We start from the raw sequence: 21279 nt of genomic DNA on the forward strand, positions 1-21279 counted from the left end.
GGCGATCTGGCGCGACACGGCTTACGGGCTCGCGACCACCGGCCGATCATTCGTCGGTCGAGCGACCGATGATCCGGGTCGGGAAAGGTTCGCCGCGGGTCTTCGCCGGCACGTGCCGGTCGACATCCGCATCCTCGCCCGTGCGCGGGCGCCTTGGCGCGACACGCTCCAGCAGGACCTGTTGCTCGGGCGGAATCGGATAGTCCCAACCAAATCGGCTTAACTGCAAACTCTGCGCGATGCGTAACGCGGGTTCCATGAAGCGAACCGCGGCGGCGGGTTCGTAGCGCGACTCGACGGTATCGAGGAACAGGTACAGCCAGTGGCTGAAATGCTTCGGCTCGATGCCCGGCAACGGCTGATGAGCCTGCTGCACATTGCCACGATATTGTTTCGCGCCGAGCACGAGGCCGGCCCAGAACGCACACATCTTCGGCAGATGTTCGTCCCAGCGTCCCGCGAGCTTTTGCTCGAAAACCGGGCCGAGCAATGCATCCGCCCGGATCCGGTCGTAGAACGCGTAAACGAGCGCACGAATGTTCGCTTCCGTCGGTTCGGCGTCGCGTGGGGCGGTGGGGGGAGTGACTGAGGTCATTGCCTGTTACACAGAGAGAGCGGATCGGGACGGGCAGTTGCGGCTAGCGGGGACACCCCGGGGACATCCCGGAGACGCCCCCGAAGCAACCCGGACGGGCTGCATCAAAGTACGACACAATAAGCGGCAGCCGGGCGACTAACATGCGCGAATTCTGCATGTTATGAGCAAGTCCCGCGACCGGCAACCCTTGCAGCGGTGCGGTCATGCCATGGCCCGTACTGCCGCTCTCTGTTCTTCGCGAGCCACAGCGCCTATGAGACTGACCGACTATACCGACTACTCGCTGCGCGTCATGTTGTATCTCGCGGTCCGTCGCGACGGGCTCTCGACGATCCAGGATATCTCCGACGCGTACGGCATTTCGAAGAATCATCTGATGAAGATCGTGCAGCGACTCGGCGACCTAGGCTGGGTCGAGACGGTCCGTGGGCGCAACGGTGGCCTGCGGCTCGGGGAGCACTCGGGCGCGCTGACAGTCGGCGAGGTAGTGCGCGCGATGGAAGGCGACTTCGCGCTCGTCGGCTGTTTCCCGGACGAAACGGGCCTGCATCGCCCATGCGCGATCCAGACCGAGTGCCGGTTGCAAGTTGCGCTTGCCGCGGCCCGCGATGCGTTTTTCGCCGAACTGGACCGCCATACGATCGACGATGTCGCGCAACCCGCTGCGCCGCTCGCGGCGTTGCTGGGCCTCGCTTCGATCATTTCGATCGCGCCCGTGGCAGCCGACGGCTGAGGGTCGAGCCGCTACGCTGGTTGCAGGGCTGATTGGCAGAATTTCATTAGAAACGCAAAAAAGCGCTTGAAACCGGCATAAAACGCCTCATTTTGGTGATATTCGAAATTGGAGTCTCTTGATGAGAATCGACAAACTCACCACCAAATTCCAGGAAGCGCTCGCGGATGCGCAAAGTCTGGCAGTCGGTCACGACAATCAATACATTGAACCCGTTCACCTGTTTGCGGCGCTGGTCGCCCAGCAGGACGGTTCGGCTCGCTCGCTGCTGTCGCGCGCGGGTGTGCATGTGCAGGCGTTGCAAACCGCGCTCAACGACGCGATCACGCGTTTGCCGCAGGTGCAGGGCACCGACGGCAACGTGCAGATCGGGCGCGATCTGACGGGCCTGCTGAACCAGGCCGACAAGGAAGCACAGAAGCTCAACGACAGCTACATCGCCAGCGAGATGTTCCTGCTCGCCATCGCCGACGACAAGGGCGAAGCGGGCCGCATCGCGCGTCAGCACGGTCTCACGCGCAAGTCGCTCGAAGCGGCCATCGTTGCGGTGCGCGGCGGTTCGCAGGTGCATAGCCAGGACGCGGAAAGCCAGCGCGAGGCGCTGAAGAAGTACACCGTCGACCTGACCGAGCGCGCCCGCGCCGGCAAGCTCGATCCGGTGATCGGTCGCGACGACGAAATTCGCCGCTCGATCCAGATCCTGCAACGCCGCACCAAGAACAACCCGGTGTTGATCGGCGAACCGGGCGTTGGCAAGACGGCGATCGTCGAAGGGCTCGCGCAGCGCATCGTCAACGGCGAAGTGCCGGAGTCGCTCAAGGGCAAGCGCGTGCTGTCGCTCGACATGGCGGCGTTGCTGGCCGGTGCAAAGTATCGCGGCGAGTTCGAGGAACGCCTGAAAGCCGTGCTCAGCGATATTGCGAAGGACGAAGGCCAGACCATCGTCTTCATCGACGAAATCCATACGATGGTCGGCGCCGGCAAGGCCGAAGGCGCGATGGATGCGGGCAACATGCTGAAGCCGGCGCTCTCGCGCGGCGAACTGCATTGCGTCGGCGCAACCACGCTCGACGAATACCGCAAGTACATCGAAAAGGACGCGGCGCTCGAGCGCCGGTTCCAGAAGGTGCTCGTCGATGAGCCGTCGGTTGAAGCGACGATCGCGATCCTGCGTGGGTTGCAGGAAAAGTACGAGCTGCATCACGGCGTCGATATCACCGATCCGGCAATCGTTGCGGCCGCCGAGCTGTCGCATCGCTATATCACCGACCGTTTCCTGCCGGACAAGGCGATCGACCTGATCGACGAAGCGGCTTCGAAGATCAAGATGGAGATCGACTCGAAGCCCGAGGAGATGGACCGGCTCGATCGTCGGCGCATTCAGTTGAAGATCGAACGTGAAGCCGTGAAGAAAGAGAAGGACGAAGCGTCGCAGAAGCGGCTGCAGCTGATCGAGGAAGAAATCGACCGGCTCGATCGCGAGTACGCGGACCTCGAAGAAATCTGGACCGCGGAAAAAGCCACGGTGCAGGGCAGTGCGCAGTTGAAGGAAGAGATCGACCGTGCGCGCGCTGAGATCGTACGGCTGCAGCGCGAAGGCAAACTCGAGAAAGTCGCCGAGTTGCAGTACGGCAAGCTGCCGCAACTCGAAGCGCAACTGAAGCAGGTCACGCAGGCCGAAGCGCAGGAGCAGAGCAATCCGACGCGGCGGCGCCTGCTGCGCACGCAGGTTGGCGCGGAGGAAATCGCGGACGTCGTGTCGCGCGCAACCGGTATTCCGGTCTCGCGGATGATGCAGGGCGAGCGCGAAAAGCTGCTGCAGATCGAAGAGAAGCTGCATGCACGCGTGGTCGGTCAGGACGAAGCGATCAGCGCGGTTGCCGATGCGATTCGTCGTTCGCGCGCAGGCCTGTCGGACCCGAACCGGCCGTATGGCTCATTCCTGTTCCTTGGCCCGACCGGTGTCGGCAAGACGGAGCTGTGCAAGGCGCTCGCAGCGTTCCTGTTCGATTCGGAAGATCACCTGATCCGTATCGACATGAGCGAGTTCATGGAGAAGCACAGCGTCGCGCGGCTGATCGGCGCGCCGCCGGGTTATGTCGGCTACGAGGAAGGCGGTTATCTGACTGAAGCGGTACGTCGCAAGCCGTATAGCGTGATTCTGCTCGACGAGGTCGAGAAGGCGCATCCGGACGTGTTCAACGTGCTGCTGCAGGTACTCGACGACGGCCGTATGACCGACGGGCAAGGGCGCACCGTGGACTTCAAGAACACGGTGATCGTGATGACGTCGAACCTTGGGTCGCAGGTGATCCAGTCGATGGTCGGCGAACCGCAGGAAGCGGTCAAGGACGCGGTGTGGGAGGAGGTCAAGCTGCACTTCCGCCCCGAGTTCCTGAACCGGATCGACGACGTCGTCGTGTTCCATGCGCTCGATCGGGCGAATATCCAGTCGATCGCGAAGATCCAGCTGCAACGGTTGCACGAGCGGCTGGCAAAACTCGACATGCAGCTTGTCGTGTCGGATGCGGCGCTCGAGCAGATCGGCAAGGTCGGCTACGATCCGCTGTTCGGCGCGCGGCCGTTAAAGCGTGCGATCCAGCAGGAAATCGAGAACCCGGTTGCCAAGCTGATTCTGGCCGGCAAGTTCGGTCCGAAGGATGTGATTCCGGTTGAACTGAAGGACGGGAAGCTGGTGTTCGATCGGGTCGTGCACTAGGTAGGCGCGGGCGGTCTTTAGCCAGCCTCTTCGAAGGCACGGTGAAGCGGGCAACGAAGCGATTCGTTGCCCGCTTTTTTATGTCCTGCATGGAAGGCGCATGTGCTGCGCCTTCCGTCGCACAGCTACGACGTCTTGCCGGCGTCGCCGCTTTTGCCGAACAGCGACGTGAGGCCGCCCAGCGCGCCAAGCACCGTTTCAGTGTTCAGCTGTCCACCGGCGGGCACTTCGCCCTGCGGCGTAGCGGTATTGACGATGTGCGGCAACACCTGCGACAGCAGACCGGCCGCCTGCTCGGGTTGCACGCCCACTTTCGCGGCAAGCCCGCTGACCAGATCCGAACCGAGCACGCTGTGCAGCGTGTCGGGCGAGATCGCCTGATTTTCGCCGTTGCCGACCCAGGACTTGATGATGTCGCCTGCGCCGTTTGCCTGGAACTGCTGGATCAGGCCGTTCAGACCGCCCGGCTGTTTGTTGACGAGCTCGAGGGCTGCGGAGATCAGGGCTTGCTGGCCGCCGCCGCCATCGGGCGACTTGCCAAGCAGGGAACCGAGTGTGTCGAGTAGGCTCATGGCGATCTCACTGGATGTCCGGCTTGCATGGTTCGCTCTGCGAAGCGCGAGCCGGAGGGGGAAAACACCGCGCGGATGCGCGGCACGGATGATTCGCGAGGCTCACCGGATGGACCGCAACGCGCCGCCGGTTCGCCTCGTTGATGCAGTTTGCAACTGCTATGTGTCAGGTGCCTGAAGCGGCTGCCGCCGATGCAGCTTTGCTCTTTTTCGACTTCTTCGTCTTTGCGGGCTTGCTGTCCGAGGCGGCTGCAGCTGTGGCCGGTGCCGCAGCGGAAGCTGCGGCGGCGTCGGAAGCCGCAGCCTTGCTCTTCTTCGAGCGCTTCGTCTTGGTGGCCTTGCCGTCCGAGGCCGCTGCGGTGGTTGCTGCCGGCGGAGCCGCTGGTGTGTTGGCTGCCGGCGCTGCCGGGGTCGTTGCAGCCGGTGTCGTGGACTTCGTCGCTGCCGCTTTGGCGCCGGTCGGTGCGCTCGACGAGCCGTTGATCGTCAGACCGGCCGCTTCGAGATTCACCACCGACTTCGTGCCGATTCCCTTGACGCGGGTCGCGAGGTCGTCAGCGTCCTTGAATGGACCGTTTTTCGCGCGCTCGTCGAGGATCGCTTTTGCATGAACGGGGCCGATACCTTTTACCGATTCGAGTGCGGCTTGATCGGCGGTATTGACTTCGACGGCAGCCGCAAAACCCGCCGATATCGACAGGATCAGGGCAACACACAGCATCAACAGCTTTTTCAGCATGGCAGGCACTCCATTGAGGGCAAAAAAGTTAGCCGGGAACGGATCGCGCATCCAGTCAGCAAGCGCTGCGCTTAAGCATAGGACAAATTGCGCGCCCTTTTTATGAAAAGGCCGTCGATTTATACCGATCGATTAATCCTAAGTAAATCACTTCACGCGATATTTAACATTCGTTGAATCTTGGGGTTTATGTTTTTCAGAGGTTTCCCGCGATTCCGCATACGCACTTTTTCTTTTTAATCCGCGCGGTGCGAGCCCGGCCGGGCGGGTGTTTCGACGCGGTGCGGGCGCACCGCGCGCGTATCAAACGACTGTATCGGTGCGTGCGATCGCGGCTTCGCGAACCGAGCGCGCGCTGACGCTGCGCCAGTACAGCAGCAGCCCGCTGCCGGCGATCGCGAGGCTCGCCGCGTTGGCGGCCCAGAAACCGCGCGCGCCGGTCAGCCACTCGGGTATCGCACCGCCTACGTCGAAGCCAAGCAGATATCCGCCGCCGAGACCGACGCCCCACAGCGCGACTGCATAGATCACGGTCGGTACCACCACGACCTTGTAGGCGCGCAGCACGAATGCCGTCGTGACCTGCAATGCATCGAACAGGTGGTAGCACACGACAATCAGCACCAGCTGCATCGCCGTTGCCGTCACCTGTGGATTGGGCGTGTAGCCCGCGATGATCAACGGCCGCAGCGCGAGCACGATGATGCCGTAGCAACAGGCGATCGTGCAGGCCATCGCGATGCCGTGCCGCGACAGCGTGCGGGCGGCTTCGTAGCGCCGCGCGCCGATTGCCTGGGCGGCGAGGGTCGACGCAGCGATACCGATCGACAGCGGCGTCATGTACAGCACTGCGCCGATGTTGCCTGCGATCTGGTGGCCCGCGAGCGTGGTCGTACCAAAGCGCGCGATGAAGAGCGCCATGAACGTGTACGACGTGACCTCGATCAGATACGACAGTCCCATCGGAATGCCGAGCTTCAATAGTTCGATCTGCCGCTGCCATACCGGCCAGCAGAAGCGCGTGAAGATCGCGAAGGGCCGGAAAATATCGAGCTTGGTGAGCAGCGTCATGCCGACTATGGCGAGCGTCCAGTTGATCGCGGTGCTGGCGAACGCGCAGCCCGGGCCGCCGAGTGCCGGAATGCCGAGGCCGCCGAAGATCAGCCAGGTGTTGAGCGGAATCTTGAGCAGCAGCGCGCCGATCTGCAGGATCATCACGAGCCGTGGTTGACCCACGGCATTGGTGAGCGAGCTGTAGACGCGAAACGCAAGACTCGCCGGGAGTCCGAACGACAGGATGCGCAGATAGGCCACGGTGCGGTCGCTCAACGCCTCGGGCGCGCGTGCGATACGCAACAACGGGCCGGGAAAATAGAGGATCGCGAAACCGAGCACGGCCAGTGCAAGCGCGAGCCACAGTGCCTGCCGGACTTCCTCGCCGATCTCGCCGTAGCGCCGCGCACCATAGAGCTGCGCGACGATCGGCTGCAGTGCGGTAAGAATGCCCGTGAGGCCGATGAAGACCGATATGTAGATCGACGCACCAAGGCCGAGAGCCGCAAGATCGAGCGCGGAGTAGCGCCCGACCATCGCCGTATCGATCACGCCGAAGGCGACGATCGCAAGCTGACCGATCAGCACGGGCCATGCAAGCCCGGCGATTTTCCGCACGTCGGCCAGCATGATCAGTCCGGCTGGCGACGGATCGTGCGACGCTTGACCGGCGGCTTCGGCCGGTCGATCCGAACGTACAGGCGGAAGCGCTCGTCACGGTCGGCGACGCGCCGGCCTTCCCACACGAGCTTCCAGATGTAGGTGGGCATCGAGCTCGGTTCGCCGAAGTCCTGGCGGTCCTGACGCAGGATCACGTCGCAGTCTTCGTTGAACGAGAAGTGCATGTCGCCGAAGTACGCGAAGGTCGCGATCTGCGCATCGCCGAGCCGCACCGGCGAGATGCAGCTGTAGTCCTCGGGCAGATGACTCGAGATCTGTTCGGCGACGTCCTTGTAGGTCCGGCTGTAGTTGATGAGCGGCAGCCACAGCGTCATGAGCAGCACCCACATCAGCGTGGTGCCGGCGCTCGATAGCACGACGCTGCGCCATAGCACCTTCGGATGCCGCGACATCCGCCAGCGCGCGAGTGCGAACCAGCAAACGGTGACCGCCACCGCGCAGACAAACGACAGGATCTTGAACTGCGGTGTGAAGCCCGGCGCATAGCGTGCGAGATTGCGTGCGAGCGGCTGCGGGAACCCGGTCAGGCCCGCAAGCCAGAAGAGCCACACCGCGGAACCGATGATCGTGAAGCTCAGCATCGCGAACCAGTCGATTGCATTGATCGCACCGCGCTTGAGCGTGGGCAACGCGAACGTGGCGAGCACCGCGAGGGCCGGCAGCAACAGCATGTAAAGCCGGTTCGATTCATGGCTTTGCAGCACCACGAGGATCAGCAGCGGCGTAATCACCGACAGCGGAATCGCGACGTGCGGCGCGCGACGCAACCCGGCCCAACTGAAGAACGCCCACAGCGCGAGCGGCCATGCGGGCCATGTGAAGAGCGGCAGGTTCTTCAGCGCGTAACGCAGTACGGGGTCGGGCGAGCCGCCGAACGCGTTGACGCTGCCACGCATCCACTGGTTCAGGAACCACACGGCGTCGTCGGGGAAGATCGACAGCACGGCAAGCGGCCACGAGACCGATACCACGAGCGCAACCGGCAAACCGGCTAGCAGCAGCCAGCGCGAGCGCGTTTCGCGGACCGTCAGTGTCATCGCGAGCGTGCCGATGAGCAGGGCACCGACCAGCACCGGCGAGCTCGACAGGGCGACGAGGCCGATCGCGAGTCCCCAGACCAGCGCGCCTTGCAGCGGCTTGTCGATCATCCGCACGAGGCCATAGACGAGCATCGCGACGCAGACGAACTGCATGATCTGCGGTGTGGTTTCGTGGCCGCGCTCGGCGAGACCGAAGCAGGCGAGAAGAATGAGCAGCGCGCCGTCGGCCAGCGTGCGGCCGAAGTCACGTGGCTCCGGCTCGCCGCCGAACGCATATTTGAACGGCTGCACTTCGGGGCGGCGACCGAGCAGGTAAGCGGCGTACCAGACGAACGCGCAGGCGACGCAAAACAGCAACCCGGTGAAGACGCGCGACGCGTTGCTCGCGTCGACCCACGGTGCCAGCATGCGGATCGCACTGGCGCCGAGCCAGTAGCCGAGCGGTCCTTCCGCGGTGATGTACTTGCCGACCAGATTCGGCAGCAGCCAGTCGTGCAGATGGCCCGTCGCCATCGTCCACATGACGCCGAAGCCCGCTGCATCCTCGTTCTTCCACGGATCGCGGCCGAACAGGCCGAACGAAGCGTAGATGATGCAGATGGCGAGCAGCAGCCAGCGAGGTAATGCACTGGTCGCGGAGGCGGTGAGGCGAACGGCAGGTCTCATGCAGGTGTCTGGTATCGGAGAGGCAGTGCGGCAGGCAGCGTGAACCGTGGCCCGGGACGACGGCCGGTCTGGAGCATCCGGCATTGTAGACGTGCTGCGCGTTGGCCGTCACGGCTGGCTGTCTTGCCGGTGCTTACGTGGGGCTGTCGGGTTGCGGGGGATAGGCGATAAAAAAGGGCAGCTTACGCTGCCCCTTGGTGCCTTGCTTCGGCCACGAGATCAATCGAGGCCCGCAATGCCGCCCGCTTACTTCGCGGCGACCTTGCCGATGGCGCGTGCGCCGAACTTCTTGTTGAACTTCTCGACACGGCCGGCCGTGTCCATGATCTTTTGTTGACCCGTGTAGAACGGATGCGATTCCGACGACACTTCGATCTTCGCGAGCGGGTAGGTCTTGCCGTTGAATTCGCCGGTTTCGCGAGTCTGGATGGTCGAGCGCGTCACAAACTTGAAGTCGATCGACATATCGACGAACAGAACTTCGCGGTAATTCGGGTGAATGCCTTCTTTCATGGTCGTTCCTTTAATCTGGCGGTAGCCAACCCGCGTGCCGCCGCGTCGGGCGCGAACGGCATTTTGGCGCGAGCCACTTGCCTACGGTCGAAAAACGGCGATTATGCCAGAAAATCAGTTGGTTGACGACTTTTTAGGTGCCTGCGCCTCAAGTCCCTCAAGCGCCCCGGTGCGCGCCGGATCCTGCCGGTAATAGCGCGCGAGCAGCCGGTACAGCTCGGGGTACTCGGCCTCGAAGGCGTGCGGCTGGACGAACAGCGCTTCGCTGCAAACGGCAAAAAATTCCGATGGATGGTCCGCTGCGTAGGGATCGATCAGCGATTCCCGCTCGAAGCGCGACCAGCGGCGCTGCGGCACCGCGTCGATTTTCGCGCAGAACTGGTCGTAGGCATGGTCGAACACGCTAGCCCAGGCCGACGCGTCGAGCGGCGCGTGCCAGCGGCGAAAGAGCGGCGGGTGGCCGTCGGCTTCGCCGCTCAGCATATCGATCTTGTGCGCGAATTCGTGGATCACGACGTTGTACGCGTCCTGGCCGTCGGTCATCTGCGCGTCTTCCCACGACAGCACCACCGGGCCGCCTTCCCATGCCTCGCCGCTGGCGTCGTGTTCGACTTCGTGAACGACGCCGTCTTCGTCCTCGACGGTCTTGCGGATCACGAATTCGCCCGGATAGACGATTACGCCGACCCAGCCGCGATACAGCTCCAGCCCGAGATTCAATACCGGCAGGCTCGCCTGCGCGGCGATCGCGACGGTGATCGCATCGGTCAGTTCGAGTTCGTGTGCCGTCGAGAACTGCTTCTGCGCGATGAACAGACTGGTCAGTTCGCGTAGACGGACGAGGTCGGCGGTGTCGAGATGGGCGAGGAACGGCAGGCCATCGAGCGTCTGTTGCCAGAGCGCATCGGGAATCGCGTGGAGGCGCAGCGCGCGATCGCGGCGGCGGGAATCGAACCAGCGGGTAAGTTTCGCAAGCATCGGTCAGTCGATCTGTTTTTGCCACGCGGCGAAGATGCCGCCGCAGACGGCCACGCCGATCAGGAAGTAAAAGCCATCCAGCGAGGTCAGGAAGCTGGCCTGCCGCGCCACCATTCTGCTGACTTCGACGATAGCCAGCGCGTGCGCTTCGGCGAGCGAGCGTCCGGTCGAGACGAAGTCGTTCGTCAGTGCCGCGATCGTACTCTGGAATGCGGGATTGAACGGGTTCGCGTATTCGGCGAGGCGCGCCTGATGCAGCGCCTGACGATGCTGCTCGATGATGATGACCGATGCCGTCGCGAATGAAATGGTCAACTGTCGAACGATGTTTTTCAGGCGATAGCCGTGCGTGAATTCCTCGATCGCGAAGATCCTGAAGGTCAGGTTGGCGACCGGCAGCACGATGAACAGCAACAGCAGCCCGCGCAGCAACAACGGCACGATCAAGGCGGCTTCGCCGACGTCGGGCGACATCCGCGTCATCCACGTGGCGGCGAAAGCGGCAATCGCGAAACCTGACACGATGAGCCACTTCTTGCGCGGCAGCAGTTTTGCGTAGCGCAGATAGACGAAGAGTGCACTGGCGGAAATGAGCGACGTCACGCCGACCAGTTGCCCCGTGTTTTCCACCGGATAGTCCAGCCCGCCTTCGAGAAACCGCGCGATCAGATAACTGAACGCGGTCGACTCGTAGTAGTAGAACATGTAGAGAATCAGGCCCATCTGGAAGGTCTTTTCGCGCAATGCATGCAGGCGCACGAGCGGCGACGGATGATGCCATTGCTGCCAGGCGAACCAGGCAAGCGCGCCGATGCCGGAGACGGTCAGCACAACCAGTTCCGGCGACGCGCTAAAGAGCTTGAAGCGGACCTGCTGCATCACGATCTGGAGCGCGCCTTGTGCGAACGCGAAGATCAGGTAGGGCCAGAAATGTGTCGCGCCACGTTCCTCGGGCTGCACGTCACCGGAGTTGGGCAGCGCCAGTAACGCGAGGATCGCGAACAGCACACCGACCGGCGCCGTGCAGGCAAAGAGCGCGCGCCAGTCGAAATGCGCGACGAGCTGACCGCCCAGCAGCGGTGCCAGCGCGGTGCTCACGACGATCAGGATCAGGAATGCGCGCGTGGCGGCGGGGCGTTGTTGGGGCGTGAAGCTGAGCTGGATCAGGATGCGGCAGGTGCCCATCATCGGGCCGATGAAATAGCCTTGGAAGCCGCGTGCAAACGCGAGTTCGACGGAGCTTTCGCAGAGCGCCGCCGCGACCGCGCCAGCTGCATAGAGCAGCATGCAGCCCGCAACGTAGCGCCGATAACCGATCCGCTCGACCCACCATTGCTGCTGCAGGATGCCGAGCACCGCAGCGACGGCATAGGCGCTCGATGACCAGACGAGTTCGTCCGGTGACGCATTGACACCGCCCGCGATATAGCTCGTGAAGAACGAGAAGATGGCGTTGTCGAAGTAATCGAGACCGGTGACGACCGCGAGTACCCATGGGAAAAAGTCGCCGCGCAGCTTTTCGGCACTGAAAAGCGGGACACGTGATGGTGCCGCGTTCATGCAGAGCGGTTCCGCACCGTGGTTTGCTTTGCGGCCTTTGCCGGTTGGGTCTGATCTGTTTGCTTTGCGGCCGTAGTCCGCTTTCTGGCAAGCGCATTGCGCCGCTGTTCGAGCAGCACGTCCACGCTTTCTCCCGCAACGCGCCGCTCCACATATTCGAGATCTCGACTCAACTCGGCTTTCAGCGCTTGCGCTTCCTTCAGTTCGCGCCGGACGGCGTCGATACGCGTATTGAGCGCATCGATCTGCTGTGTGAGTGCGTCGCGGACTTCCCGTAGCGACTCGTCCGACAGCCGTGCGCGCCCGTTCTCATGACGCTCGAACGGACGCTTCAGCATCTCGGTGATGCCTTGCAACGAAAAGCCCAGCGAACGCAGACGCAGGATTCGCGCGAAACGTTCGAGGTCGGCGTCGTCGTACAGACGGTAGCGGCCTTCGCTGCGCGTCGGCGTGACGAGACCGCGTTCCTCGTAGTACTTCAGCGTGCGCGGCGTGACCTGCAGTTGCTTGGCGGCGTCCTGCACGGTCAGCAGGGGAGAGGCGGGATCTGTCGGCATGGCGAATGGGGAGCCTGAATCGATAGCTCGAATTATAGTACAACGTGAACGTTCACGTACAGGTTGATGGCGAGTGGATGCGACAGGAGAACATCGCGCACGACGCGCGAAAAAAAACCGCCCGCGTGAGGCGGGCGGTTTTCTGTTGCGACGCAGGCTTTGCTGAGGCCGCCGCGCAGCGTTACGTTACGCTAGCTGCCGCGTCGCATCATGTCGAAGAACTCGGAGTTGTTCTTGGTCTGGCGAACCTTGTCGAGCAGGAACTCCATCGCTTCGACTTCGTCCATGTCGTGGATGAACTTGCGCAGGATCCAGATTTTTTGCAGGATTTCTGGCCTGATCAACAGTTCTTCGCGGCGCGTGCCGGACTTGTTGAGGTTGATCGATGGGTAGACGCGCTTCTCGGCGAGACGGCGCTCGAGGTGCACTTCCATGTTGCCGGTGCCCTTGAACTCTTCGTAGATCACGTCGTCCATGCGGCTACCGGTTTCGATCAGCGCGGTGCCGATGATGGTCAGCGAGCCGCCTTCCTCGATATTGCGCGCGGCGCCGAAGAAGCGCTTCGGGCGCTGCAGTGCGTTGGCATCGACACCGCCCGTCAGCACCTTGCCCGACGCCGGTACAACCGTGTTGTACGCCCGCGCGAGACGCGTGATCGAATCGAGCAGAATCACGACATCGTTCTTCATTTCGACGAGGCGCTTCGCTTTCTCGATCACCATTTCGGCGACCTGCACGTGACGTGCGGCGGGTTCATCGAACGTGGACGCGATGACTTCGCCGGCCACCGAACGCTGCATTTCCGTCACTTCTTCCGGGCGTTCGTCGATCAGCAGCACGAACAGGATGACATCGGGATGGTTCTGCTTGATCGCGTGTGCGATGTGCTGAAGCATCACGGTCTTGCCGGACTTGGGCGAAGCGACCAGCAGGCCGCGCTGGCCCTTGCCGATCGGCGCGATCATATCGATGACGCGGCCCGTCACGTTCTCCTCACCGCGCATTTCGCGCTCGAGCAGCAGCACCTTGTTCGGGTGCAGCGGCGTGAGGTTTTCGAACATGATCTTGTGCTTCGAGGCCTCGGGCGCCTGCCCGTTGACCTTGTCGACCTTGACCAGTGCGAAGTAGCGCTCGCCGTCCTTCGGCGTGCGGACCTCACCTTCGATCGTGTCGCCGGTATGCAGATTGAAGCGGCGGATCTGCGACGGGCTGATGTAGATGTCGTCCGTGCTCGCGAGATACGAGGTTTCCGGCGAACGCAGGAAGCCGAAGCCGTCCGGAAGCACTTCGAGTGTGCCGTCACCGAAAATTGTTTCGCCCGTCTTGGCGCGCTTTTTAAGAATAGCGAACATCAGTTCCTGCTTGCGCAGGCGGTTCGCACTTTCGATCTCGAGGCCATTGGCCATCTCGATCAGTTCGGACACGTGCTGTGTCTTGAGCTCGGATAAATGCATACGGAGAACCCGCAGGAGAAGGTGCGACGAAATGAAATCTGGGAGGAGAGTTGAGCGGAACCGCTCAAGGACTTACGCGTTACACGTCTTTTCGACGTTTTCTAGATTCTAGCATAGCACACGCCGGCATCCGCCAACCTGGCCGAGCGGCATCTAACGATCGGGCGTGTTGTCGGTCGACAACACGCCCGATTCAGGGCGCAGCCTGCGCGCCGTGCAAAAACAGGTTACAGGTTGCCGTCGAGGAACGCGGTGAGTTGCGATTTCGACAGGGCGCCCACTTTCTGTGCAGCGACCGCGCCGTTCTTGAACAGGATCAGCGTCGGGATGCCACGCACGCCGAACTTCACTGGCGTCGATTGATGTTCGTCGACATTGATCTTGGCGATCTGCACGCGACCGTCGTATTCCTTCGCGACTTCGTCGAGGATCGGCGCAATCATCTTGCACGGACCGCACCATTCGGCCCAGAAGTCGAGTAGCACGGGTTTATCGGATTTGACGACGTCCGCTTCAAACGATGCGTCGCTAATATGCTTGATTTGTTCGCTCATTGTATGAATACCTCTTTCGGATCGAGGCCGGCCTGAATTGCTCGCCACGATACACCAAAACCGGAAAAACTTCTGTTCGTGTTGCCGCGAGCCGGACCCCGTCGAACCCGTTCGATAATCCGCGTAAGCGGCCTCGGAAGGGTGCTTGGGTGCCAGGTATTGCGGGACATCTGCACGCCAGTTTAGCTTAAATCACTATGTGTTGCCCGCCGTGATAGTAGTCATCAGGGCAGTGGGGTTTCATGCTGCCGACGTGCTGCCACGTTCCTTATCTGGTGATTCCGGAGACAAACACAAGAGGCTCACGACGAGCGTTGGCTCAACGGTCTTCGCAGATTTGCCGCCATTAACTGTCGCGTTGCCGGGGCTCCGATGATACAATTCAACGTGACGGGCCTCCTCGCATGGAGGGGCGGTCAACCTGGTCAGGTCGGGAACGAAGCAGCCACAGCCGTTTTCCACCAGTGCCGAGGGTCAGGCTCGTCACCTTCCTCTTTCTGCTTTGCTTTCCTCCCGGTTTTTCTACCACTTCCTGCCGCGTCAGCTAGCGTGTCCCCGAGCAGTTTTCTGTTGCTTCGCGATTTCGAACTATCTTTCTATTAGTGAAAATCAATGGTGTGGCGATGTACGCCTGTCTCCCCAGCGGCCGTTTTCGATTCGTCTTTGCGCAGCATCGTTACTGATACAATTTCTCGATGACCTATCAAGTTCTCGCACGCAAATGGCGGCCGAAGGATTTCGCTTCGCTCGTCGGACAGGAGCACGTGGTGCGCGCGCTCACGCACGCGCTCGACGGTGGCCGGCTACATCACGCCTATCTGTTTACCGGTACCCGCGGCGTCGGCAAGACGACGCTCTCGCGGATCTTCGCAAAGGCGCTGAACTGCGAGACCGGTGTTACGTCCACGCCGTGCGGCGTGTGTCGTGCGTGTCGCGAGATCGATGAAGGCCGCTTCGTCGACTACGTGGAAATGGATGCGGCGAGCAATCGCGGCGTCGACGAGATGGCCGCGCTACTCGAACGCGCGGTTTATGCGCCGGTCGATGCGCGCTTCAAGGTCTACATGATCGACGAAGTGCACATGCTGACGAACCATGCGTTCAACGCGATGTTGAAGACGCTGGAAGAACCGCCCGCACACGTCAAGTTCATTCTCGCCACGACCGATCCGCAGAAAATTCCAGTCACTGTGCTGTCGCGCTGCCTGCAGTTCAATCTGAAGCAGATGCCGGCTGGCCACATCGTGTCGCACCTGGAACGGATTCTCGGCGAAGAGCAGATCAGCTTCGAGGCTCAGGCGCTGCGTTTGCTCGCGCGTGCGGCGGACGGCTCGATGCGCGATGCGCTGTCGCTGACCGATCAGGCGATCGCTTACTCGGCTAACCAGATTACCGAGGACGCCATCCGCGGCATGCTCGGCGCGCTCGACCAGAGTTATCTGGTGCGTCTGCTCGATGCACTGGCCACCGGTGACGGTGCCACAGTGCTCGCGATCGCCGACGAAATGTCGCTGCGCAGCCTGTCGTTTTCGACGGCGCTGCAGGATCTGGCTAGCCTGCTGCATCGAATCGCATGGGCACAGTTCGCACCGGCGTCGGTGCTGGACGAATGGCCGGAAGCCACCGATCTGCGTCGTTTTGCCGACGCGTTGAGCGCGGAGCAGGTGCAGCTGTTCTATCAGATCGCGACGATCGGACGCAGCGAGCTGGGCCTTGCGCCCGATGAATACGCGGGCTTTACGATGACGCTGCTGCGCATGCTGGCGTTCGAGCCGGCGCCGGGCGGTGGTGGCGGTGGTGGGGCTGTGCCGGCGGCGCGTGCGCCGTCGGGTGAAGCGGCTGGCGGCCGACGCGCAACTGCACCGGTGGCCGCCGCTGTGCCGCAGGGTATCGCGGGTCCGGTCGAGCGCGCTGTGCCGGATGACGCGACGCGGTCTGTCAGCGCAGCAGCAGCTTCGGCTGTAATTTCATCGGTGGCGAATGCTCAGGCGGGCAAGATCGAGCGGGTTTCCGCGCCGGACGTGCCGGTGGTGTCGCGCGAAACCGAGGCGCCAATCGAGGCACCGGCCGCGACAGCTGCAATTGTGCCGACCGACAGTGGAGCGACGCAAACGCCCGCGGCAGACGCGGGGCAAGCAATTGAAACCGCACCGGTCAGCGTCGAGTTAGATTCGCAGCCCGCTCAAGACGAGACATTTGATTCCACTGCGCAGCACGTAGCCGCCGAGCCCGCATCGCGACCGGAACCGGCCGAGGTGCCAGCCGCCGCTTCGCCTGTAGTACCCCAAACAACGCCTGATCTTCCGCTCGCCGCTGCAGAAAACGTACCGGAGGTTGCAGCCGCCGGCGCCGCGCGCCGCGCGGGCGGTGCAAGCGCGGCACTCGACGTATTGCGCAACGCGGGCCTCAAGGTTTCGTCGGGACGCGATCGCGCGAATGCCGCGGCCCAGCCGGCGCCGCCTGCCGTAGCGAAGGCTGCTGCGCCACGCGTGAATGTGCCGGTGCCGACTCCGCGACCTGCACGCAGTGCGGCACCAGATGGGCCGACCGCACGGTCGCCGGCCACTGGCGGACCGAGCGCCGCCGCACCGCGCTCGGCATCGACACCGCCGTGGGACGACATGCCGCCGGACGACTACGTCCCGGTGTCGCTGGACGATGCGTACTTCGCGCCACCCGACGACGGTTTCGTGCCCGCGTTCGACAACGGCCCCGACGATGTCCGCATGAATCCGGCCACACCCGCGCCCGCTGTCGATACGCGACCGCTGCCACCCGCAATCGCGCTCGATCCGCTCGGCTTCAACGGCGACTGGCCCGCGCTTGCCGCCGGCCTGCCGCTGAAAGGCATCTCGTATCAACTGGCATTCAACAGCGAACTGATGGCGCTGGATGGCACGACGCTGCGCCTGAATGTGCCGGTACCGCAGTACGCGGAGGCATCGCAGGTCGCGAAGCTGAAAGTGGCGCTGGCCGAACGGCTCGGCCAGGCTGTCGATGTGCAGGTCGAAGTCGGACCGGCACGGCGCACGGCCGCCGCGTTCGATGCAGCAGCCCGCGCGCAGCGTCAGCAGGAAGCCGAGCGTGAAATCGGCACCGATCCGTTCGTGCAGTCGCTGATCCGCGAGTTCGGTGCGAGCATCGTGCCCGGCTCGATCCGGCCGATTGCACAGGACACGGCTGCGGGCACGCCGCCGTCCGCACATTAACCGCAGGTACGCCGCTTATAGAGCGTTTGCGCATCTCTTATCCGCCGGCAACTTGTCCCTCCGCGCAGCGTGGAGCGCGGGCAGCGAGACCCGGCAAACCCGAATCACGATTTCATACGATCCAGAAGGAGCACACCCATGATGAAAGGCCAACTCGCCGGGCTGATGAAGCAGGCCCAGCAGATGCAGGAAAACATGAAGAAGATGCAGGAGCAACTCGCGCTGATCGAGGTCGAGGGCCAGTCGGGCGCCGGTCTCGTGAAGGTGACGATGACCTGCAAGAACGACGTGCGCCGCGTATCGATCGATCCGAGCCTGCTCGCCGACGACAAGGACATGCTCGAAGACCTCGTCGCTGCAGCGTTCAACGACGCCGTACGCAAGGCCGAAGCGACCGCGCAGGAAAAGATGGGCGGCATGACTTCGGGCCTGCCGCTGCCGCCGGGCTTCAAGCTGCCTTTCTGATGCTGCACTGAACGGCACGCCGCCTTCGATTCGAAGCGGCGCCGTGCCGCCCAGTCCCTGCGCTTTCTTCCCTCCGACGCCGCCGATACCGCATGAAACAACCTTCCGCCCTGTCGGCGCTCGTCGAGGCGCTGCGCGTATTGCCAGGCGTCGGGCCGAAATCCGCGCAACGCATGGCATATCACCTGATGCAGCACGACCGCGAAGGCGCGGAGAAACTCGGTCGCTCGCTATTGTTCGCGACCGAGCATCTGCAGCATTGCGAGAAGTGCAACACGTTTACCGAGGCGCAGATCTGCGAGGTCTGCAGCGATACGGAGCGAGACACAACGCTGCTGTGTGTGGTCGAAACGCCGGCCGACCAGATCATGCTCGAACAGACCATGACCTACCGCGGTCTGTATTTCGTGCTGATGGGGCGGCTGAGTCCGCTTGACGGTATCGGTCCGAAGGAGATTCATTTCGATCGACTCGTCAGACGCGCCACCGACGGCATCGTGAAAGAGGTCGTGCTTGCCACCAACTTCACGAACGAAGGCGAGGCTACCGCGCACTATCTCGGGCAGACGCTCAAGGCACGCGGCCTGAGCGTCACGCGTCTCGCGCGCGGCGTGCCGGTGGGCGGTGAACTCGAATACGTCGACGCCGGCACGATTGCGCGCGCAATGCTCGACCGACGCTCGCTATAACGGTCTGACCCGGCCGGTACGTCGAGCACCGCAAACCCGCACAACAGACACAGGAACCCAGACAGATGAGCGCGACGAACGCCACGGGCGGCCCGCTTGCGGGCGTGAAGGTACTCGAACTCGGCACCTTGATTGCAGGCCCGTTCGCCGCGCGCTTTCTCGGCGAATTCGGGGCGGACGTGATCAAGATCGAAGACCCGAAGGGCGGCGATCCGCTGCGCAAATGGCGCAAGCTTTATCCGGAAGCGGGCGGCACGTCGCTGTGGTGGGCGGTGCAGGCGCGCAACAAGAAATCGGTGACGGTGAATCTGAAGGCCGATGAGGGCAAGGAGATCGTGCGTCGGCTCGCGCAGGAAGCGGACATCGTGATCGAGAATTTCCGGCCCGGGCTGCTCGAGAAACTCGGGCTCGGCTACGACGTGCTGTCGGCTGACAACCCCGGACTCGTGATGGTGCGGCTCTCCGGCTATGGTCAGAGCGGGCCGTATCGCGACCGGCCTGGTTTCGGCGCGATCGCTGAGTCGATGGGCGGCTTGCGGCATATCACCGGCTATCCGGATCTGCCGCCGCCGCGCATCGGTATTTCGATCGGCGATTCGATCGCTGCGCTGCATGGCGTGATCGGCGCGCTGATGGCGTTGCATCATCGGCAGGTCAATGGCGGCAAGGGGCAGGTCGTCGACGTCGCGCTGTACGAGGCCGTGTTCAACATGATGGAAAGCGTGGTGCCGGAATACGGCGTGTACGGCATGGTGCGGGAACGCACTGGTGCGTCGTTGCCGGGCATCGTGCCGTCGAATACGTACCCGTGTCGCGACGGCAGTATTGTGATCGGCGGCAACAGCGATCCGATTTTCCGTCGCCTGATGTTCGCGATCGAACGCGACGATCTCGCGAACGACCCGGCGCTGACGCACAACGATGGACGTGTGCCGCGCACGGCGGAAATCGACGGTGCGATCGCCGCCTGGCTCGCGTCCCGCACGATCGACGAAGCGCTCGCCGTGCTGAACGCCGCCGACGTGCCGGTCGGACGGATCTACAGCGTGGCCGACATGTTCACCGACCCGCAATACATGGCGAGGCACATGATCCAGCATTTCAAGTGGCAGGACGGCCGCGACATTGCGTTGCCCGGCGTCACGCCGAAGCTCTCGGACACGCCTGGCGAGACGCGCTGGCTCGGACCGGAACTCGGTGAGCATACCGACGAGGTCCTGCAATCGCTCGGTTATGACGCGGAGCGCATTGCACGGTTGCACGCGCAACAGATTGTCTGAGTGCTGTCGGCGCGGGTTGCGTCGGGCGTCTGGCTGCTACGCGACGCGCAGCCGACCGGACACTAATCCGCGACGACAGGAATCACAATCCTGGACTCTACGAACTGCGCCGTAGCTTCCCCCTACGGCACGATGACAATCTTGCCCGTCACACGCCGCTCAGCCATATCGCGCAACGCGCGCCCGGTATCCTCCAGCGAATAACGCGCCGAAATGAAGGGCCGCAGCTTGCCTTGCTGCATCCACCCCAGCAGTTCCTTGAACGCGGCCGCGTTGCGTTGCGGTTCGCGTTTCGCAAAATCGCCCCAAAAAACGCCGACGAGGCTCGCGCCCTTCAACAACGTGAGATTGAGCGGCAGCTTCGGAATCTCGCCGTTCGCGAAGCCGACGACCAGATAGCGCCCACGCCAACCGATGCTGCGAAACGCCGGTTCCGCATAGACCCCACCGACCGGATCGTAGATCACGTCCGGGCCCTTGCCATCGGTTAGCGCCTTGATGCGCTCGCGCAGGTCTTCGCGGCTGTAGTTGATGGTTGCATCCGCACCGTGTTCGACGCAGGCCGCGAGCTTTTCGTCAGTCGACGCGGCAGCGATGACACGCGCGCCAAGCGCCTTGCCGATCTCGACAGCGGCGAGTCCAACGCCGCCCGCCGCACCGAGCACGAGCATGGTTTCGCCGGCCTGTAGCGCGGCACGATCGACCACCGCATGATGCGAGGTTCCATAGACGAGCGTGAAGGCAGCGGCCTGCGCGAAATCGATTCCATCGGCGAGCGGAATACACGCGCCGGCAGGCGCGACTGCCTGTTCGGCGAAGCCGCCCGAGCCGGTGAACGCGACGACGCGCGCGCCAGGGCGAACATGCGTCACGCCATCGCCGACCGCACGCACAATACCCGCGACTTCGGAGCCCGGCGTGAACGGCAGCGCCGGCTTGAACTGGTATTTGTTTTCGATGATCAGGACATCGGGAAAATTGACACTCGCGGCCTTTACGTCGATGACGACTTCGCCGGTTTTCGGTTGCAGCTCCGGCAGATCTTCGACGACCAGGCTCTCCGGCGGCCCATATTCGTTGCAGCGAATCGCACGCATGCTGTCTCCTCAGCGGGGTTCTGTTGCCAGCGGCTGGCAGGGTGGATGGCACGGGCATTGGAACGACACGGCGTCGTATGAAATACCCGACAGGGATCGAGTGTAAAGCAAGCCGAACGACC

The 21279-nt window shown here is 62.9% G+C and carries 18 protein-coding genes and 1 other RNA gene; 7 read left to right on the plus strand and 12 right to left on the minus strand.

From position 1 onward, the window contains the following. Window positions 1-46: 46 nt before the first annotated feature. Entirely contained in the window at window positions 47-595 is a 549-nt protein-coding gene (locus M0D65_RS26995; protein ID WP_266255321.1) for a group III truncated hemoglobin, read from the minus strand. Between the two features lie 256 nt (window positions 596-851). Here M0D65_RS26995 and M0D65_RS27000 point away from each other — a divergent pair, with 256 nt between their 5' ends. Both M0D65_RS27000 and clpB read left to right on the plus strand, forming a co-directional pair. Further along, window positions 852-1331 carry an Rrf2 family transcriptional regulator gene (locus M0D65_RS27000; protein ID WP_266255322.1) on the plus strand — a complete coding sequence of 160 codons (480 nt, stop codon included), beginning with the start codon at window positions 852-854 and terminating at the stop codon, window positions 1329-1331. A 121-nt stretch (window positions 1332-1452) separates the two neighbouring features. Continuing rightward, window positions 1453-4050 (plus strand): ATP-dependent chaperone ClpB, encoded by a 2598-nt coding sequence (gene clpB, locus M0D65_RS27005; protein WP_266255323.1) that lies wholly within the window; start codon window positions 1453-1455, stop codon window positions 4048-4050. A gap of 125 nt (window positions 4051-4175) precedes the next feature. Here clpB and M0D65_RS27010 read toward each other — a convergent pair whose 3' ends face one another. From M0D65_RS27010 to trxA, 10 genes are all read right to left on the minus strand, one after another. Further along, on the minus strand, window positions 4176-4622 hold the full coding sequence (locus tag M0D65_RS27010; protein WP_091016424.1) for a YidB family protein: 447 nt from the start codon (window positions 4620-4622) through the stop codon (window positions 4176-4178). A 166-nt stretch (window positions 4623-4788) separates the two neighbouring features. Next, window positions 4789-5361 carry a helix-hairpin-helix domain-containing protein gene (locus tag M0D65_RS27015; RefSeq protein WP_266255324.1) on the minus strand — a complete coding sequence of 191 codons (573 nt, stop codon included), beginning with the start codon at window positions 5359-5361 and terminating at the stop codon, window positions 4789-4791. 303 nt (window positions 5362-5664) lie between these two features. After that, entirely contained in the window at window positions 5665-7044 is a 1380-nt protein-coding gene (locus M0D65_RS27020) for an MATE family efflux transporter (RefSeq protein WP_266255325.1), read from the minus strand. A 2-nt stretch (window positions 7045-7046) separates the two neighbouring features. Continuing rightward, window positions 7047-8801, minus strand: a complete 1755-nt coding sequence (locus M0D65_RS27025) for a glycosyltransferase family 39 protein (RefSeq protein ID WP_266255326.1) — start codon at window positions 8799-8801, stop codon at window positions 7047-7049. 246 nt (window positions 8802-9047) lie between these two features. Beyond that, on the minus strand, window positions 9048-9314 hold the full coding sequence (locus M0D65_RS27030) for a type B 50S ribosomal protein L31 (RefSeq protein ID WP_091016435.1): 267 nt from the start codon (window positions 9312-9314) through the stop codon (window positions 9048-9050). A gap of 114 nt (window positions 9315-9428) precedes the next feature. Further along, window positions 9429-10292 (minus strand): zinc-dependent peptidase, encoded by an 864-nt coding sequence (locus M0D65_RS27035; protein WP_266255327.1) that lies wholly within the window; start codon window positions 10290-10292, stop codon window positions 9429-9431. A 3-nt stretch (window positions 10293-10295) separates the two neighbouring features. Next, the gene (locus tag M0D65_RS27040) at window positions 10296-11852 is read right to left on the minus strand and encodes an MFS transporter (protein ID WP_266255328.1); all 1557 of its coding nucleotides are present in this window, start codon (window positions 11850-11852) and stop codon (window positions 10296-10298) included. Beyond that, window positions 11849-12409: a MerR family transcriptional regulator gene (locus M0D65_RS27045; RefSeq protein ID WP_266255329.1), complete on the minus strand. Its 561-nt coding sequence runs from the start codon at window positions 12407-12409 to the stop codon at window positions 11849-11851. The genes M0D65_RS27040 and M0D65_RS27045 overlap by 4 nt, the downstream gene beginning before the upstream one ends. Window positions 12410-12600: 191 nt before the next feature. Next, window positions 12601-13863: a transcription termination factor Rho gene (gene rho / locus M0D65_RS27050; RefSeq protein WP_091016443.1), complete on the minus strand. Its 1263-nt coding sequence runs from the start codon at window positions 13861-13863 to the stop codon at window positions 12601-12603. A gap of 227 nt (window positions 13864-14090) precedes the next feature. Next, window positions 14091-14417, minus strand: coding sequence for a thioredoxin TrxA (trxA, locus tag M0D65_RS27055; RefSeq protein ID WP_091016446.1), 327 nt, complete (start codon window positions 14415-14417; stop codon window positions 14091-14093). 389 nt (window positions 14418-14806) lie between these two features. Between trxA and ffs the strand changes: the two genes are divergently transcribed. The 5 genes from ffs (at window position 14807) to M0D65_RS27080 (ending at window position 20060) form a co-directional block, all read left to right on the plus strand. Further along, window positions 14807-14905, plus strand: an RNA gene (gene ffs, locus M0D65_RS27060) — signal recognition particle sRNA small type. Window positions 14906-15112: 207 nt separating this feature from the next. Then, complete coding sequence (locus M0D65_RS27065) at window positions 15113-17626, plus strand: DNA polymerase III subunit gamma/tau (protein WP_266255331.1); 2514 nt, start codon at window positions 15113-15115, stop codon at window positions 17624-17626. A gap of 138 nt (window positions 17627-17764) precedes the next feature. After that, window positions 17765-18091, plus strand: coding sequence for a YbaB/EbfC family nucleoid-associated protein (locus M0D65_RS27070; protein ID WP_007182071.1), 327 nt, complete (start codon window positions 17765-17767; stop codon window positions 18089-18091). A 92-nt stretch (window positions 18092-18183) separates the two neighbouring features. Beyond that, on the plus strand, window positions 18184-18780 hold the full coding sequence (gene recR, locus M0D65_RS27075) for a recombination mediator RecR (protein ID WP_091016452.1): 597 nt from the start codon (window positions 18184-18186) through the stop codon (window positions 18778-18780). A 65-nt stretch (window positions 18781-18845) separates the two neighbouring features. After that, window positions 18846-20060 carry a CaiB/BaiF CoA-transferase family protein gene (locus tag M0D65_RS27080; protein WP_266255332.1) on the plus strand — a complete coding sequence of 405 codons (1215 nt, stop codon included), beginning with the start codon at window positions 18846-18848 and terminating at the stop codon, window positions 20058-20060. 122 nt (window positions 20061-20182) lie between these two features. Here M0D65_RS27080 and M0D65_RS27085 read toward each other — a convergent pair whose 3' ends face one another. Next, window positions 20183-21157 carry an NADPH:quinone oxidoreductase family protein gene (locus M0D65_RS27085; RefSeq protein ID WP_266255333.1) on the minus strand — a complete coding sequence of 325 codons (975 nt, stop codon included), beginning with the start codon at window positions 21155-21157 and terminating at the stop codon, window positions 20183-20185. Window positions 21158-21279: the final 122 nt, after the last annotated feature.

This window comes from Paraburkholderia sp. CHISQ3 (assembly GCF_030464945.1).
GTDB lineage: Bacteria > Pseudomonadota > Gammaproteobacteria > Burkholderiales > Burkholderiaceae > Paraburkholderia > Paraburkholderia megapolitana.